Source organism: Rhodococcus sp. CX (assembly GCF_015865005.1).
GTDB lineage: Bacteria > Actinomycetota > Actinomycetes > Mycobacteriales > Mycobacteriaceae > Rhodococcus.
On record NZ_JADZGH010000145.1, the window covers coordinates 1 to 15,720 of the forward strand.

Annotated in this window: 14 protein-coding genes and 1 pseudogene; 6 read left to right on the forward strand and 9 right to left on the reverse strand. The window is 66.3% G+C overall.

Annotated features, from left to right (window positions below):
• Positions 1–740: 740 nt before the first annotated feature.
• From I0Q12_RS15085 to I0Q12_RS15095, 3 genes are all read left to right on the forward strand, one after another.
• Entirely contained in the window at positions 741–2,219 is a 1,479-nt protein-coding gene (locus tag I0Q12_RS15085) for a glyceraldehyde-3-phosphate dehydrogenase (RefSeq protein WP_197252679.1), read from the forward strand.
• 311 nt (positions 2,220–2,530) lie between these two features.
• Complete coding sequence (locus I0Q12_RS15090) at positions 2,531–3,286, forward strand: alpha/beta hydrolase (protein ID WP_197252680.1); 756 nt, start codon at positions 2,531–2,533, stop codon at positions 3,284–3,286.
• Positions 3,287–3,479: 193 nt separating this feature from the next.
• Positions 3,480–3,959 carry a hypothetical protein gene (locus I0Q12_RS15095; protein WP_197252681.1) on the forward strand — a complete coding sequence of 160 codons (480 nt, stop codon included), beginning with the start codon at positions 3,480–3,482 and terminating at the stop codon, positions 3,957–3,959.
• Between the two features lie 36 nt (positions 3,960–3,995).
• Here I0Q12_RS15095 and I0Q12_RS15100 read toward each other — a convergent pair whose 3' ends face one another.
• Both I0Q12_RS15100 and I0Q12_RS15105 read right to left on the reverse strand, forming a co-directional pair.
• Positions 3,996–5,480 (reverse strand): DHA2 family efflux MFS transporter permease subunit, encoded by a 1,485-nt coding sequence (locus I0Q12_RS15100; RefSeq protein ID WP_197252682.1) that lies wholly within the window; start codon positions 5,478–5,480, stop codon positions 3,996–3,998.
• Between the two features lie 84 nt (positions 5,481–5,564).
• Complete coding sequence (locus I0Q12_RS15105; RefSeq protein ID WP_231610714.1) at positions 5,565–6,230, reverse strand: PadR family transcriptional regulator; 666 nt, start codon at positions 6,228–6,230, stop codon at positions 5,565–5,567.
• Between the two features lie 286 nt (positions 6,231–6,516).
• Here I0Q12_RS15105 and I0Q12_RS15110 point away from each other — a divergent pair, with 286 nt between their 5' ends.
• A complete protein-coding gene (locus I0Q12_RS15110) occupies positions 6,517–6,966 on the forward strand; it encodes an iron chaperone (RefSeq protein WP_197252684.1) in 450 nt (149 codons plus the stop codon).
• Between the two features lie 13 nt (positions 6,967–6,979).
• On the opposite strand, the gene I0Q12_RS15115 is transcribed toward I0Q12_RS15110, so the two are convergent.
• Positions 6,980–7,483 (reverse strand): SRPBCC family protein, encoded by a 504-nt coding sequence (locus I0Q12_RS15115; RefSeq protein ID WP_197252685.1) that lies wholly within the window; start codon positions 7,481–7,483, stop codon positions 6,980–6,982.
• A gap of 179 nt (positions 7,484–7,662) precedes the next feature.
• Here I0Q12_RS15115 and I0Q12_RS15120 point away from each other — a divergent pair, with 179 nt between their 5' ends.
• Positions 7,663–8,274 carry a phosphoribosylanthranilate isomerase gene (locus tag I0Q12_RS15120; protein ID WP_197252686.1) on the forward strand — a complete coding sequence of 204 codons (612 nt, stop codon included), beginning with the start codon at positions 7,663–7,665 and terminating at the stop codon, positions 8,272–8,274.
• Positions 8,275–8,339: 65 nt separating this feature from the next.
• On the opposite strand, the gene I0Q12_RS15125 is transcribed toward I0Q12_RS15120, so the two are convergent.
• The 4 genes and pseudogenes from I0Q12_RS15125 to I0Q12_RS15140 form a co-directional block, all read right to left on the reverse strand.
• Positions 8,340–9,296, reverse strand: coding sequence for a DUF808 domain-containing protein (locus I0Q12_RS15125; RefSeq protein WP_197252687.1), 957 nt, complete (start codon positions 9,294–9,296; stop codon positions 8,340–8,342).
• 105 nt (positions 9,297–9,401) lie between these two features.
• Positions 9,402–10,160, reverse strand: a complete 759-nt coding sequence (locus I0Q12_RS15130; protein WP_197252688.1) for a cutinase family protein — start codon at positions 10,158–10,160, stop codon at positions 9,402–9,404.
• A gap of 89 nt (positions 10,161–10,249) precedes the next feature.
• Positions 10,250–11,286: pseudogene (locus I0Q12_RS15135) on the reverse strand (TIGR03857 family LLM class F420-dependent oxidoreductase).
• A gap of 54 nt (positions 11,287–11,340) precedes the next feature.
• Positions 11,341–11,994, reverse strand: a complete 654-nt coding sequence (locus I0Q12_RS15140) for a TetR/AcrR family transcriptional regulator (protein ID WP_197252689.1) — start codon at positions 11,992–11,994, stop codon at positions 11,341–11,343.
• Positions 11,995–12,170: 176 nt separating this feature from the next.
• Here I0Q12_RS15140 and I0Q12_RS15145 point away from each other — a divergent pair, with 176 nt between their 5' ends.
• Positions 12,171–13,397 carry an oxygenase MpaB family protein gene (locus tag I0Q12_RS15145; RefSeq protein ID WP_197252690.1) on the forward strand — a complete coding sequence of 409 codons (1,227 nt, stop codon included), beginning with the start codon at positions 12,171–12,173 and terminating at the stop codon, positions 13,395–13,397.
• A gap of 63 nt (positions 13,398–13,460) precedes the next feature.
• Here I0Q12_RS15145 and I0Q12_RS15150 read toward each other — a convergent pair whose 3' ends face one another.
• Together I0Q12_RS15150 and I0Q12_RS15155 are read right to left on the reverse strand one after the other, a co-directional pair.
• Positions 13,461–14,999 (reverse strand): acyl-CoA carboxylase subunit beta, encoded by a 1,539-nt coding sequence (locus I0Q12_RS15150; protein WP_197252691.1) that lies wholly within the window; start codon positions 14,997–14,999, stop codon positions 13,461–13,463.
• A 68-nt stretch (positions 15,000–15,067) separates the two neighbouring features.
• Positions 15,068–15,679, reverse strand: a complete 612-nt coding sequence (locus I0Q12_RS15155) for a maleylpyruvate isomerase family mycothiol-dependent enzyme (RefSeq protein ID WP_307846255.1) — start codon at positions 15,677–15,679, stop codon at positions 15,068–15,070.
• Positions 15,680–15,720: the final 41 nt, after the last annotated feature.

A 15,720-nucleotide genomic window follows, 5' to 3' on the forward strand; every position in this document is an offset into this window, starting at 1 on the left:
GTTCTTTTCTTTCTGGGGTCGCCGTCGGGGTGGGGTGGGGCGAGTTGTCGACCCTGGTTCCACGAACTGCCGGCAGGGGGCGATTCGTGGGAGCGAGGTCGTCCGAGTGGACGGAGACAGCTGCGCACCGTTCTTCAGGGTTACGGCACTCGGTGCCGAAAATCAACAGGGACGGTGGGCCGTGCCGCGCCGCCGTAGGGGTCCATTCGACGGCGAAGGCGACCGGTCTTCGGTCCGCAGGAGGCCGTGGCAGCGCGCCGGCGGGGTCGCGTGTTCGATCACCGCAGCGGGTGAGAGCGTGGCCGGTGTGTCGGGCATTTGCCTCCCGGTGGGTGGAGCGTTTCGGGTTCTTCGAGGATCGCGTGCGCGCGGGAGTTCGGAAACGGTCGACCGGCGGGGTGGGGTACCCGTTTCGGTCCTGGTTCGTACCGACCGGTTTCCTTCTTCCGGGAAGGTTCCGGTGCCGCCCGGATCGGCATGAGGGTGCTTTCCGGGACACGCCCCGGGAGAGATTCCCGGTCATCCCGTGAGACGACCAGGCCCACGAGGGTCGGTTTCCGGCTACCGGGCGTCGACCTGTAAGAGCGCTCTCATATGATGGCGCTGCACACGTCGAAATCGGCGTCGGTCGCGAACTGTTCCACCGATCCAGAACGCTGACCGGCGAGTGACGTGCGTCTCGTCCGGGTGGCACCCAACCTGCGGACGGGTCAGTCGAGCCGGAAGGACAGAGGAGCGCAGTGAGCACCCCGGAATTGGCACATTGGAACTCCGAAGAGGCGCTTGCGGAAGCGATGATCCCGATCATCGGCGGCCTGCACCGCCGGCACTCGGTCACGATCTTGCTTCACAGCCGCTCCCTCGTGAACAAGTCGGTCATCGACATTCTGCGGACCCATCGTTTCGCGCGGCAGATCCGCGGCGACGAGCTGTCCGTCGAGGAGACCTTCCCGTTCCTCGAGGCGCTGACCGACCTCGACCTGCGGCCGTCGAAGATCGACCTCGGCCTCCTGGTGACGGCGTACCACGCCGAGGGCGCTGGACGATCGATCCCCGAGTTCGTCGCCGAGAGCCTCGCCGACCTGGTCGGTGGCGGTCAGACGCACACTCCGAAGCCGCAGGACGTGGTCCTGTACGGGTTCGGGCGAATCGGTCGCCTCGTCGCCCGTCTGCTCATCGAGAAGGCCGGCTCGGGTAACGGCCTGAACCTGCGCGCCGTCGTGGTTCGCAAGGGTGGCGGTGACGACCTGACCAAACGCGCCTCGCTGCTGCGCCGCGACTCGGTCCACGGGCAGTTCAACGGCACGATCAAGGTCGACACCGAGAACAACACCCTGATCGCCAACGGCAACGTCATCAAGTTCATCTACAGCAACGATCCGGCGACCGTCGACTACACCGAGTACGGCATCGACAACGCCATCCTGATCGACAACACCGGGATCTGGCGCGACCGTGACGGACTGTCGAAGCACCTCCGCCCCGGTATCGCCAAGGTGGTGCTCACCGCACCGGGCAAGGGCGACCTGCCCAACATCGTGCACGGTGTCAACCACCGCAGCATCGATCCGGCCGAGAAGATCGTCTCGTGCGCGTCCTGCACCACCAACGCCATCGTCCCGCCGCTGAAGACCATGGACGACAAGTTCGGCGTTCTGCGCGGCCACGTCGAGACCGTGCACTCGTTCACCAACGACCAGAACCTGCTGGACAACTACCACAAGGCCGACCGCCGCGGTCGCTCCGCGCCGTTCAACCTGGTGCTCACCGAGACCGGTGCCGCTTCGGCGGTTGCGAAGGCCCTGCCCGACCTGAAGGCCAAGATCACCGGCAACTCGATCCGCGTCCCCACGCCGGATGTGTCCGTCGCCATCCTGCACCTGCAGTTGAACCGTGAGACCACCAAGGAAGAGGTGCTCGAGCACCTCCGCCAGGAGTCGCTCACCGGTGCGCTGAGCCGGAACCTCGACTACACGGCTGCCACCGACGCCGTGTCCAGCGACTTCATCGGATCGCGCGCGGCGTGCATCGTCGACGCGAACGCTGCGATCGTCGACGGCGACACCGCCATCCTCTACGTCTGGTACGACAACGAGTTCGGCTACTCCTGCCAGGTGGTGCGTACCGTGCAGTACCTCTCGGGCGTGGAGTACCCGGTCTACCCGTTGACGGACGGTGCTGCCGTGGAGCAGGCCGACCAGCCTGTCGCTACGCACTGACATCGCTCCGGCGGAGCGCCTCCGCCGATCTACTCCTGAAGTGGTGGTTGGTGTACGGAAATATCCGTGCACCGATCACCACTTCGGTGTATTCATTGACCGGAACTGCTCAGCCTTGTGTGCGGGCAGAAAATTGAATGGACGGGCTTCGGCTCGGATTGATAGCGTGCGCCCGACCGTGACTTCACGCGAGGAGGTGAGACCCATGAACGCAACAACCATGTGGGTGCTCCCACTCGTGTTCGCGGTCGGGTGATCGATGCAGGTATCGCCGGGAGCGCCTGAACAAGGCAACCCCGAAAGGCTGCATCATGCACTTCACCTCCGAGACATCGTCGAACGGTGTCATCGAACGTCGATTCACCCTGGATGAGATCACCGGTGTGCTCTGGACGCCCACGTCCGGAACCTCAGGCGCACCGCTGCTGCTGTCCGGGCACTCCGGCGGCATGCACAAGAAGGCGCCGGGACTGGTGGCCGGCGCACTCCACGGCGTGACCGCTCATGGATTCACCGTCGCTGCCATCGACGCGCCAGGCCACGGTGACCGACTACGAAACGCTCAGGATCAACGGTGGGTCGAGGCCATCCATCGGGCGCGCACGGAAGGCGAGCCGATCGCTCCGATCGTCGCCGAGTACAACATGTCGCTGGCGGAGCGTGCGGTGCCGGAATGGCAGGCGACCCTCGACGCGCTACAGGCACTACCCGAGATCGGTGTCGAAGCGCCGATCGGCTACGGCGGCATGAACCTGGGCGTGGCAACCGGGGTGATGTGGGCGGCGGTCGAACCCCGGATCGCTGTCCTCAGCTTCGGCGAAGTCTTCGTGAACGATGATCTGATCGAGGCGGCAAGGAAGGTCACCGTTCCGGTCGAGTGCCGAATTCCGTGGGACGAGAAGGAATTCGACAACGCATCCGGAGTCGCGTTGTTCGACGCCTTCGCCTCGAAGGAGAAGGCGCTGCACGCCTATCCCGGTAGACGCATCCCGGATTACGAGCGCGACAGCTCGGCGCGGTTCTTCGCTCACCATCTCGGCCGCGCTGCCGACGCAGCTTCGAGATGACGTGACCCGTATCGGCGTCCGGTTCCGTGCCGGACGCCGATACCTGCCGTCTCCCGATCGTCCTGGTCGGGAGCGGCACGAGGCGTTGCGATTCGGACCCTCTTTCGCGATGTGTTCAGCAGTGGTGTGCTGGACAGGTCATCACCCGGCCTCCGGGACGGGAGCGGATCACTCAATCATCGAGGAACACGCCATGACCACGATCCACCTTCACCAGACGACCACCGCGACACCCGAGCAATTCATTGCCGGTCTCACCGACTTCGGGCCCGGTCGCAAGGAACTCTTCGGTAACAGCGCGGACAACTATCTCGAGGTGCACAACCGAGGCCCCCACGACGCCGACGTCACCGAGGGCTCGAGCGGAATCTGGGAACGCCTGCACTACGACTGGAGCGACCCTCACCACGTCGTGCTGACGACCACCGATTCGAATCTGTGGGGCGGGGCCTCGAGCCACACCTACACCCTGACGCCGCAGCCGAGCGGTAAGACCGACGTGGACGTGGTCGTGGTCCGTGACGGCAAGAACCTCAAGGGCAAGGTTCTCGCGGGCGTGCTCGGCGTCGTCGGATCACGCGTTCTGGGAAAGCAATTCAAGAAGTCCGTGGAGGCCATCGAAGCTCGCAACCACGGTGCGAGCGGACCGGACGCACAGGGCACGGGAGGGTGATGTATGAACCGGAGCGCGGTACTCGGTGAAGCCGGCTCAGCCCGCGACCTCGGCTTCGGTGGCTTCGGACTCCGGCTCCGAATCCTGGTCTTGCGAACCGCGTCCGACGAACAGCGCGGACGCGACGACACCGACGAGAAGGATCGCGCCGGGTAGGAGCATCGACTGTGCCAGTGCCGCACTGAAGTTGTCGGCAATCTGTTCCGGGATCTTGCCCATCGCGCTTCCGCCGCCCTCACCGACCTGGGCGTTGCCCAGTCCCTGCGCGGCCATGCGCGATGCGATCAGCGCGCTGATCGCGGCACTGCCCAGGACCGAACCGACCTGGCGGGTGGTGTTGTAGACACCCGCACCGGCACCCGCCAGGTGGATCGGCAGGTTGTGGGTCGCCGTCGATGCGAGCGGCGCCCAGATGCACGAGTTGGACAGGCCTGCAATGCCGGCCACGATCAGGAAGAGCACGATCGGACTGTCGGGCTTCATCAACGCGGAGAAGGCGAACACAGTCATCGCGAAGACCGCGAATCCGATGGTGGGGAGTACCCGCGGCGGCATGCGGTCGGAGATCTTTCCGATCAACGGTGCGGTCAGGCCGGTCACGATCGCCATCGGCGCGAAGACCAGGGCGGCTCGCGTCGGCGTGAATTCGCGCACCGCTTCCAGATAGAAGTACGCGGGCACCATGAGTGAGGTCACGGCGGCACCCATCGCTGCGATGGCGATACTTGACATCGAGAAGTTGCGGTCGCGGAACAGGATCAGCGGCAACAGCGGTTCGCGCGTGCTACGTGCTTGGTTGACCACGAACAGGACCAGCACGGCGAGCCCGACGACGATCATCACCCAGGTCCAGGCATCCCAATCGCGGGTGTTGCCCTCTTGAATTCCGAAGACCAGCAGGAAGATTCCGATGCCGCTCAGTGCAATGCCGGCAACGTCGAACTTGTGTCGATGGGTTTCGAGATCCGGCACCAGCCAGGCAGCGAGAGCGAAGGCCACGATGCCGATCGGGACGTTGATGTAGAAGATCCAGTTCCAGCCCTGCCAGTCCACGAGCACGCCACCGAGGATCGGTCCGACCAGCGTGGCGAGACCGGCGCCGCCGCCCCACAGTCCCATGGCCGCACCACGCCTGTCCGGCGGGAAGGTGCGGGTGATGACTGCCATGGTCTGCGGCGTCATCAGGGCGGCACCGAACCCTTGGACGGCCCGGGCGGCGATCAGCATTTCGATCGTGCTCGACGTTGCGCACCACAGTGATGCGAGGGTGAACACCACCAGGCCGGCCAGGTAGACGCGCTTGGGGCCGAACTGATCGCCGAGGCGGCCGGTGAACAGTAGTGGCACCGCATAGGTCAGCAGATAGGCGCTGGTGACCCAGATGACCTTGTTGATATCGGTGTGCAGGTCCGTCATGATCGCGGGATTGGCCACTGCCACGATGGTCATGTCCAGCAGGATCATGAAGAACCCGACCACCAGCGCGGTCAGCGCAAGCCACGGATTTCGTTGGTGTGTCATGGTTTCCATTCCTCGTCCGAAGAACGATCGCTCCATCGATGAAACAACGCGAGTTTTGTTGCAGCGTTGCCGATTCCGCATTCGTCAGCCGTTGTGATCGACGGCCTCGCCCTTCCTCAGTGCGTCGAGGGCCTCGTCGGTCAGTGCCGCTCCCCAGTCGTGACCGAGACCGCAGGCTCCGCCGGAACGCCGATGCCCCGCCTCGCCGGCATCCTCCCATTGCAGCGAACCGTCGCGCAGGTCCCGGACGAGTCCTTCCAGCCACTCGAGATCGTGAGCGGCCTGGCTGTGGAGATACTCGAGGGAGATCCAGTAGCGACGGGGTACCCCGTTGCAGGTCACCCATTCGCGGATCACGTCGAGTTCCTCGAGGTTGTCGCGGAGCCGGGTGATGCGCTCACCGAGTAGGGCGATCACCTCGTCGGCGGGCAGGTTGTGCGCTTCGCCCAGACCGAGAGGGAAGATCGGGTACTCGCGAACGGGCAGTCGGAGAATCTCGGCGATGCGGGTCCGCATTGCCTCCGCACCCGCCGGGGTGATCCGGTACGTGGTTCGCTCGGGCCTGTTCCCTGCCCGCTCGATTCCTAATTCCTGCACCAGGTTTCGCTCCGCAAGGCGGGAGACCGTGTGATAGAGCGAGCCTGCTCGGAGTTTGACCAGGTTCTCTTCGCGACGTTGGAGCAGCAATACATACATCTCATAGGGATGCATCGGACGTTCCTCCAGCAGCGCCAGGACCGCGATGGCCATCGGCGTCAACGTGGGATCCGCCTGCGCGCACATCGTGTGGCCTCCCCTCGGCTCTGCCGCACGCACTCCATATGGTCCGGCAACGCTTCCGCAGCGAATATTCCACGCCGAATATACGGCGCGGAATTCGGGGAGGCAATGGGTCGCTCCGGCCGTGTTCGACAGAGGATCGCAGCCGCTCGGCGCAAGCGGGCGTAGGTTGTACCCGCAGATACTCGAGAAGCGGATCGATTGCGGGTCGTTGCTGATAATTTCCGCCTTACGGACCTACGAAGGGATGGAACCGATGGCGTCGAATACCGGTGACGAAACGGGCTTCACCGACGCAGAGCGCGCCGCGATGAAGCAGCGCGCTGCCGAACTCCGCGAGCAGGGACGGAGCGGCAAGGGCGCCGCGAAACGGGAGCGTGAGGCGCAGGCGTGCCTCGACGCGATCGCCGCGCTGACCGGCGCCGACAAGCAGATCGCCGAGCGTCTCCACGCGATCGTGACCGAGGAGGCTCCCCACCTCGACCCGAAGACCTGGTACGGCTTCCCCTCCTATGCCCGCGACGGCAAGGTCGTCGTCTTCTATCAACCTGCATCGAAGTTCGACACCCGGTACGGAACGGTCGGTTTCAACGAGGATGCTCTCCTCGACGACGGATCGTTCTGGCCCACGGCTTTCGCGGTGCTCGAGGTGAACGACGAGATCGAGCATCGTCTGCGGGAACTCGTGCGCAAGGCCGCGGGATAGGGCACTCCGTCCTTCAGAAGGTCGCCGCGGTGACGTGCAGTTCGGTCATCGAGCAGTGGAGCGTTTCGTCCTGCGGCGTACCCCGGGCGGCGCTCGCGATTGCACGGAGGTCCTTGCGGAGCGCGCGGGCGAGCAACGGTGCGAGCACCGGCAGCAGAACTCGCGCCGCCGGTGTGTTGGGTTCGATTCGCCAGCGGTACGACAGTCGGGTGTCCGGTCCTTCGGGACCGAAGACCGTCTCGTATGTGCCCCCGAAGGGACCGCCCAGCACGGCGTTGACGGTTCTGTTCGGTCGATCGAAGACGGAATAGTCGGAGATCCTGCGGATCGTGATGGGACCGACGCGGAACGCCATCGTGTACCTCGGTGTCCCGTCCGCGCGCATCTCGTAGTCCTCGACCGCGACGATGGAGGGAGACAACTCCACGAACTGCTGCAGTCGGTTGCCGAAGACGAGGTCCCACGTCTGTTCAGGTCCGAGCCGGAACAGTGCATCGGCGTGGATGATTCGATGCATAAGGATTTCCTCCCGGTCGCTCGGCGATTCGGTGCTGGTGTGATTCAGCGTGCGCCCCCGGGCGTGGTCCCGATACCCCCTACGCGAGGGGTGGCTCCTGCCGAAGCGGATCGTGTTCGCCGGAGACCGGCACCTGCAATATCGTCGATGAGAAGGCACGCGAGGACGAGAGGCATGCGGTGACGTTCATCAAGATGTGTGGGTTGCGCGACGAGGCGACGGTAGAGCTGGCCGTCGGACTCGGGGTCGACGCAGTCGGCTTCGTTTTCGCCGAGAGCCCGCGCCGCGTGTCCGTCGAGCAGGCGGCGCAACTGCGATCGCGGGTTCCCGCGGGAGTCCTCGCGGTCGGGGTGTATGTGAAGATGCCGCTCGACGAGGTGGTCGCGACCGCGAAAGCCGCGAACATCGATCATGTTCAGGTGCACGACCTGCGGTCCGCGGACGACGTGCGGCTGCTGCACGACGCCGGGCTGACGGTGATCCGTGCCGTGAACACCGGCGGTGCCGAGGCACTCGACGAGGACTTCGGCGCCGACCTTCTGCTGGTCGACGGTGCGGTCGCCGGTGCCGGGGTCACGTGGGACTGGCAGGATCGCAGCGGACTGCCGCAGGGCCGGTGGATCCTCGCCGGCGGGCTGAACCCGGGCAATGTGGCCCGCGCGGTCGAGACGTCGGGTGCGTGGGGTGTGGATGTGTCCAGCGGCATCGAGTCGAGCCGCGGCGTCAAGGACCCGGAACTGATGAGGGCGTTCGCCGACGCGGTGCGCGGGATCGGCCGGGCAGGGGCGTAGCGAACCGGATCCGCCGAGCGAGAAGACAGCGGCGCGCGGGCGGCAGCGCGCAGCTGTCTACCGCCTCAGTGGACCTCGTGCGCGTGCTTCTTCCGCTTCGGAATCAGGTGCATGATCAGCACGACGAGCGCACCGAGGACGAGGCCGACGAGGGCCGAAGCCACCGTGCCCGCGGTCCACGACAGGACGCCACCGAACCCGCCGTGCACGAGTTCACCGGCCCAGTGCTCGAGATCGTGGAGGCGATCGGCCGGCCAGTGGAACCCGGCCTCGCCGACGTTGACGAGCAGGATGTGGCCACCGACCCACAGCATCGCGGCGATCCCGACCACGGTCAGCACCGACATCACCTTGGGCATCGCGGCGACGAGACCGCGGCCGATCTTCTGGCTGAACTTCGAGTCGCGCCCTGCGAGCGCCAGACCCACGTCGTCCATCTTCACGATCAACGCGACCACGCCGTACACCAGGGCGGTGATGAGAATGGCGACGACGATGAGCACCAGCAGCCGGGTGAGGAACGGTTCGTCCTCGACGGACGACAGGGAGATCACCATGATCTCCGCGGACAGGATCAGGTCGGTGCGGATCGCACCGCTGACCATCGTCTTCTCGAACGCGGGCCCCTTCTCGGCCGCGGTGGCGTCATCTTCCTCGTGGTGCCCGCCGGTGAGCGCTTCGTAGACCTTCTCGGCGCCCTCGTAGCAGAGGAACAGGCCGCCGGCGATCAGCAGGTACGGCAGCGCCTGCGGCAGGAACTCGCTGAGGATCATCGCCACGGGCAGGATGATCAGCAGTTTGTTCCGGATCGATCCGATCGCGATCTTGCGGATGATCGGCAGCTCGCGGTCGGGGGTGAACCCGTGCACGTAGCGCGGGGTGACGGCCGTGTCGTCGACGACCACACCCGCCGCCTTCACGCTGGCCTTACCGGCGGCGGCACCGACGTCGTCGATGGATGCTGCAGCTGCCTTCGCAATCAGCGCGACGTCGTCCAGCAGGGCGACGAGACCACCAGCCACGGGAACCTCCCTCTTTCGGCTGTGCCGAGCCGAACGCGACACACACTGTTGCGAGTCGTCTCGAACGGTACCGAATTCGCGGTGACGGGCACCAACGAGCCGCGGTCAGCCGATCCGGACCACAGCGGTCCGCGGATGCTCGACAAGATCGATCATCGCGTCGACGAACGGACGGTCGCCGACGGTCAGTTCCACATAGTGCTGATGAATCGCGAAGTAGCGCTCGATGCGGCGCGCGGCTTCACGGGAGTCCGCGCGCGGGTCGACCATGTCGCAGACGGCGTCGCCCAGGGCGCAAACCGTGGCGACCGGAACGGTCCCGAACCCAGCACGCGCACCCGTGAACGAGATCCCCGGAAGAGCACAGGGCGCGACGACCTCCGCGCCGGTGCCGGGGGTGCGCGGGTCGGCGATCACCACCCCGGCGAGATCGCTCGGACGGTCCAGGTCCTGCGCGAGGTCGGCGAGGACGTCACCGGCGATCGCGGCACCCTGGGAGAAACCGACGACGCGATATGCCGCCCCGGGGCACTCGGCGTGGGCGAGGATGATCTGCCGGTGCAGTTCACGGACTCCGATCTCCTTGGACCGGTCGTACGTGTGGCTCCCGAGCGGACTGATCTCCCCCGGATAGTCGATCCGTACAGTGCGTGCGCCGCGCTCGGCCAGGCCCTCGAGGATCGGATGCACGGTCGAGGTGGGTTTGCCGACCTCGAGGGTGCCGCCGACACCGAAGACGATCGTGTGCGGACAGGTGTCTTGCTCCGGCGGGGATGCGCCGGCGGGACCGGTCGCGAGCCCGGCGATCGCGACTGCGGCAACGGCGATCGTGCCGAACCGTGTCGCTCGCGGCCGCCGGTCCATGCGTGCTTCCCCCTGCTCCGCGTGGACGGTATCAGGGGTCGGTCGTCGACGACGTCGTGCGTTCGGACGACCGGTCGACCGTGCCCGGATCACCTCGCGCGGTAGGCGGTGACGATCGGCTCCAGTTCGTCGGGTGTGCAACCGTGCAGGATCACCGCGTCGGCGCCGTAGTCGAACTCGCGTCGGATCCGCTGTGCACACTGCCCGGCGGATCCGGTGGCCGCGGGTTCGAGCCATTCGTCGGGAAGCAGTGTCGCGATGTGCTCGATCTGGTCGGCCGACGCCTTGTGGTCGATCCCACCCGGAATCGAGAGCACCACAGGGTCGTTCCGGAAGCGTTGCAGCACAGCGGGATCCCAGCTGTTCGTCCGCACCGGCAGATCGCCGTAACCCTGCAGGTACGTCGCGAGCCGCGCCACCGTCTTCTTCAACCGCAGTTCCTCGGGCAGGTGGTCGCCGACGGTCGCGAGGCACGACCACACCCGGACCTCGTCGGGGTCGCGACCCGCCTCTTCGGCGGCCTTCTTCACGATTGCCACCGACCGTTGCAGGGTCTCGGGTGTGAAGTAGGTGTGCAGGACGACGTCGTCGAACGCCCGTCCTCCCAGCGCGAGTGAGCGTGGACCGAACGCCACCAGGGCGAGGCGGATGTCCTCGTCGAATTCGGGATCGAGGAACAGCAGCGGGTATTCACCGATCGGACCGGAATGTCCGACGACGACCTCGCCGCGCCACAGCCTGCGCATGACCTGCGCGAAGTCCTCCATCTGCGCGGTGGTCACCTCGGGCACACCGAACGCGGAGTACAGAGCGGCGATGCCGCGGCCGATCCCGAGGGTGAACCGGCCACCGGAGAGGCGGTGCATCGTGGTGGCCCACGAGGCGGTGATGAGCGGGTGCCGGGTGTTGTGGTTGGTCGCCGCGGTGGCGATGCGCATGCGCTCGGTGACCGCGCACGCCGCCCGGTCAGCGACGAGGCCTCCTTGATGTTCCACCGTTCGGAGATGAACGCGGTGCCGAAGCCGAGTTTCTCCCCGCGGCGGGCCTCCTCGACCAGAGTTCTCGGCCCGTCGCCGCCCGCCCCCGCCAGCAGGTAGTAACCCAGTTCGTCGAGCGTGTGGTGCACGGTTGGGCCTTCCGACGGCGGCGGGGTGGGAACATCCTTGCTTCGGTGGGTGACTCAGCCGGCTTCCTGTTGCGGCACCTGCAGCATGGGCACCAGGAATCGGCGTGCGATCGCCGTCAGTTCGGCGTCGTCGTCGAGATCGACGATGCGACTGGGAAAAGCGAGGAACGAGCCGGTGATCCGGACCATCATCTCCGCGACCAGGTCGACGTCGAGTTCCGCGGCGACGGTGCCGGACACCTGCTCGCGTCGAAGCTGCCCGGCAACGAATATCTGTACTGCCGAGAGCATTTCGCCGTTCGCACCGATGATGGATCCGGCGAACGAGGTGGGGTCGGTTTCGATCAGCGCGGTGACGAGCGGATTGGTGCGGATCGTCCGCAGTGAGCTCACGAAGCCGAGGATCACACGGTCGGCGACCGTGGGGGCGCCGGCGACCTCTTCGATGAACCGGGTGAAATACCGGCTGAACTCCCGCAGGATCACCTGGTCGACCAGGGCCTCCTTGGTGTCGAACTTGCGGTAGATTGTGATGCGGGAAAGGTTGGCGCGCTTGGCGACATCCTCCATCGTCGACCGCTGAATGCCCATCCGGCAGAACTGGTCGTATGCCGCATCGAGCAGACGGGTTCGGGTCGTGTCGGGGTCGTCCGCCGGCTCGACGGCGTCGCTGTACGCGCGTTCGAGAAGCGACGTCGATCTGAACAATCCCGACCTGGTCGACGATCTTGATTCCACGGCTACCTCCTGTGATGACCCTGTTACAGGGTGACGCTTCGGGACGGATTCCGGGAATCTTCCGTGAGGATCGTGGCGATGTGCTCTCCTGATACAGGGTAACTGCTGCTGTTACATTGCCACATCGAAGCCAATGGGGGCTGCGGATGTCCGATTTGAGCAGACGGAACGTTCTGAAAGCGGGAGGGGCGCTCGCGGCGCTCGGGGCGGTCGCGGCGGCGACCCCGGCGCAGGCTCGTCCGTGGAGATGGTCGCCGGCCGGGTCGATACCCGGTACCGGCGACGGAGCGGATCCTCACCTGGTGTGGGATGAGGAGGCGGACACGCTGGTCGCGTCGCTGTTCGAGCGCGGTGAGGTCCCCTTGGTCAACGACCTGTTGCGCGGGTGGAAGAAGAACGGGCAGCCGCTCCCCGCCGGGCTGCCTGCCGACCTGCACGCCTTTCTCGAGCGGCATCGACAGCTCCCGGAATGGGCGGATGTCGGAAAGCTCGCCACTGCAGTGAAATTCAACGACAAGCGCGGGCTCTATCTCGGTGTCCTCTACGGCTTCGCGAGCGGCATGATGAGCACCGTCATCCCGAAGGAATCGGTCGCCGTCTACTACTCCAAGGGCGGCGCCAACATGAAGCGCCGCATCTCGCGGACGGCGAAACTCGGCTACGACATCGGTTCGCGCAACGCCTATCTGCCCGACGGCGAGATGATCGTGACGGGCCTGAAAACACGTCTCGCGCACGCCGGGGTGCGGCACCTGCTGCCGCAGTCGTCGCACTGGATCGACGTGGCGCCCGAGGAATATCCCATCAGTCAGCACGACATCATGGTCACCTGGCACAGCCTCCCGACCTCGGTGATGCGCGTGCTGAAGAACTGGCAGGTGCCGGTCGCCGCGGACGAGAGCGAGGCGTTCCTGCATTCGTGGCAGGTCAGCGCGCACATGCTCGGTGTCCAGGACCAGTACATTCCCGCGACGTGGGCAGACGCCGAAGCCCAGGCGACGCAGGTGCTCGATCCGATCCTGGCGCCGACCCCGGAGGGGCTGAAGCTCGCCGACATGCTCCTCGATCTCGGTGCGGGACTGGACTTCACGTTGCTGACCCGGCCGATCCTGGGGGCACTGACCCGCTACGTGCTCGGCGACCGGATCGCCGACTGGCTGAAGATCCCTCCCGAGCCGGTCTGGGGCACGCTGCTGAACGTCGGGTGGCGGCCGTTCATCGCGGTGCGCGAAGGCCTGCTGCCGTTGCCGCTCGCACCGGACGCCTACTGGGCGTTCGACGAACTGCTGCGCCAGTTCGTGTTGCTGTACATGTCGGAGTTGCAGACGATCAGCATCGAGATCCCGACGTTCAACAACCCCAACTACCCTTAGGTGCAGCTGCGCTGCCGGTGTGCCTTTGTGGCGGTCAGGGCCGCCACAAAGGCACACCGGGGTTCACCAGGTATCGACGGCACCCCCACTCCCGGAGATACCCCCACCGGCGTCCGCGGCCTCTACGAGATGAGCAATGAGAGAGCGTGTTTCGGCCGGGTCGATGACGTCGTCGATCTCGAAGTACCGGGCCGCGTTGAGGCCGGTGGAGTTGGCTCGCAGCATCTCGGTCAGTTGCCGGACCCGTTCCTCGCGTTCGTCGTCGTCGGTGATCGCCTCGAGTTCGGCGCGCATCGACAGTCGCACGGCACCTTCGAGTCCCATCGCGCCCATCGTTGCTCCGGGCCACGCGATCGTCATCAACGGCGAGTGGGTGCTGCCCGCCAGCATCGCCTGGGCGCCGAGTCCGTAAGCGCGCCTGAGGATCACACCGATGAACGGCACCTGGATCCGGGCCGCAGCGACGAGCAGCCGTGACGCGTGCCGAACCAGCCCGGTCCGTTCCGCGTCCGGGCCGACCATGATGCCCGGGGTGTCGACGAGCGAGATCACAGGGAATCCGTATGCGTCGCACAACTGCAGGAACCGTGCGGCCTTGTCGCTGCCGTCGGAGGTGATCGCCCCGGCTGTGTAGCGGGAATCGTTCGCGAGGATCCCGACCGTGCGGCCCTCGATCCGTCCCAGGGCGGTGTACAGCTCGGGTGCGAAGCCGGGCCGCAGCACGGTGACGGACTCCTCGTCGCACAGGGTCTCGACGACGGGCGCGACGTCGAAAGTCGTGCGTTCGTGCTCGGGAACGAGGTCGCGGAGTACGGATTGATCTGCTGCGGACCATGTCTCGGACCTTCCGAGGAAGTAGCCGAGCAGGTGGCACGCCATTTCCGCCGCGTCCTCGGAGTCGTCCACCGCAACGTCGACGACCCCGTTCTCGATCATCACGTCGAGCGGCCCGATGTCGGCAGCGGCGACGTCGCCCAGCCCACCGCCGGAGATCATCGCCGGACCGCCCATGCCCAGCGACGCACGCGGTGTTGCGACGATGAGGTCGGCGCAGCCGGCGATGACGGCGTTCCCGGCGAAGCAGTTGTCGTCGACGACGGCGATCCGCGGTACCCGACCCGACAGCGCCGCCCACTCGGCGAACGTGGTCACGTCCAGAGCCGACACCAGCGGCAGATCCGTATCGCCGGGGCGCCCGCCACCGCCGGAGGCGACGAACACGGTGGGCAGGCGGAGCCGGCCGATGACCTCGATGAGGCGGTCGGTCTTGCGGTGCCCGCGCATCCCCTGGGTTCCCGCCATGACGAGATAGTCGTAGGACAGGACCGCGCACGGCCGTCCGTCGATCGTCGCCACTCCCCCGACGATCCCGTCCGCGACCGTGCGGTCGAGCAGTTCGTCCATGCTGCGGTGCGCTTCCTGCGCCGCGGTGACGAAGCGGCCGTACTCGACGAAGCTGCCCGGATCGACGATGCGCGCGATGTGTTCTCGGGCGGTGGTCCCGCCGCGAGCGTGCAGTTTCTCGACGGCGTCGGGCCGCGCCGAGTCCTCGGTGAGGGCACGGCGTGCGAGTACGTCCAGGAGATCGGGGCGAATCGTCATGCCGACACAATAGGAACCGCGTGCCGGTTGCCCGCACCCGCGATCGTTGCAGGCGCTGTCGGCGCAGGTCAGGCTCGTTCGACGCGTGAGCGCAGCAAGTCGAGACCGGGGCCCTCGAGTTCGTCGAGCACGGCGGGCCGGCCGACCATCGCCAACGCGAGTGCTTCGCCGGTGCCTCGCACCATCGGGCCGTCGCCCCGCTCCCACGCAATGTCGGTGGCGACGAGACGCAGCCCGCGGATATAGCGAGAGGGGCGGGCGAACGGATCCGGACGGTCGAGGACCAGGCGAAGACGATCGGCGTCGATGGCCCGGGGAATCCCCAGAGGACGGCGGATGTCCTGTTGGTGCACAAGATGATCGGCGAGGGTCAGCCGCGGGAACCAACGGGGAAACCAGCTTCCGGAGATCGACGTCGCCAATCCGTCGACGAGGCGGTCGACGGGTACGTTGCGTGCTGCCTCGACGTAGTGCCGGTTGAGGCGGTCGGCGGACGGATTGCGCAGGCCGGCGAGGAAATAACGGTGGAACGGCACGCCGTCGATCGACAGGTGGCCGGCGACGTCCCGCACGGACCACCCCTCGCAGAGCGACGGCGTCGCCCACTGTTCCGGCGTCAGCGAGCGGAGCAGATCCACGAGTTCGGCACGTTCGGCGATAATGTGCTTACGAGTGTACACAGATCCACCACACCTCGAGCGCACCGCGATTGCGTTCGGTC

What these genes read in the sequence shown, in the direction of transcription:
- I0Q12_RS15100 (WP_197252682.1), bottom strand. Translation starts at nt 5,480, where the DNA reads ATGACACACCAACGAAATCCGTGGCTTGCGCTGACCGCGCTGGTGGTC.
- I0Q12_RS15110 (WP_197252684.1), top strand. Translation starts at nt 6,517, where the DNA reads ATGGCGTCGAATACCGGTGACGAAACGGGCTTCACCGACGCAGAGCGC.
- I0Q12_RS15150 (WP_197252691.1), bottom strand. Translation starts at nt 14,999, where the DNA reads ATGACGATTCGCCCCGATCTCCTGGACGTACTCGCACGCCGTGCCCTC.
- I0Q12_RS15095 (WP_197252681.1), top strand. Translation starts at nt 3,480, where the DNA reads ATGACCACGATCCACCTTCACCAGACGACCACCGCGACACCCGAGCAA.
- I0Q12_RS15090 (WP_197252680.1), top strand. Translation starts at nt 2,531, where the DNA reads ATGCACTTCACCTCCGAGACATCGTCGAACGGTGTCATCGAACGTCGA.
- I0Q12_RS15115 (WP_197252685.1), bottom strand. Translation starts at nt 7,483, where the DNA reads ATGCATCGAATCATCCACGCCGATGCACTGTTCCGGCTCGGACCTGAA.
- I0Q12_RS15130 (WP_197252688.1), bottom strand. Translation starts at nt 10,160, where the DNA reads ATGGACCGGCGGCCGCGAGCGACACGGTTCGGCACGATCGCCGTTGCC.
- I0Q12_RS15145 (WP_197252690.1), top strand. Translation starts at nt 12,171, where the DNA reads ATGTCCGATTTGAGCAGACGGAACGTTCTGAAAGCGGGAGGGGCGCTC.
- I0Q12_RS15105 (WP_231610714.1), bottom strand. Translation starts at nt 6,230, where the DNA reads ATGGCCATCGCGGTCCTGGCGCTGCTGGAGGAACGTCCGATGCATCCC.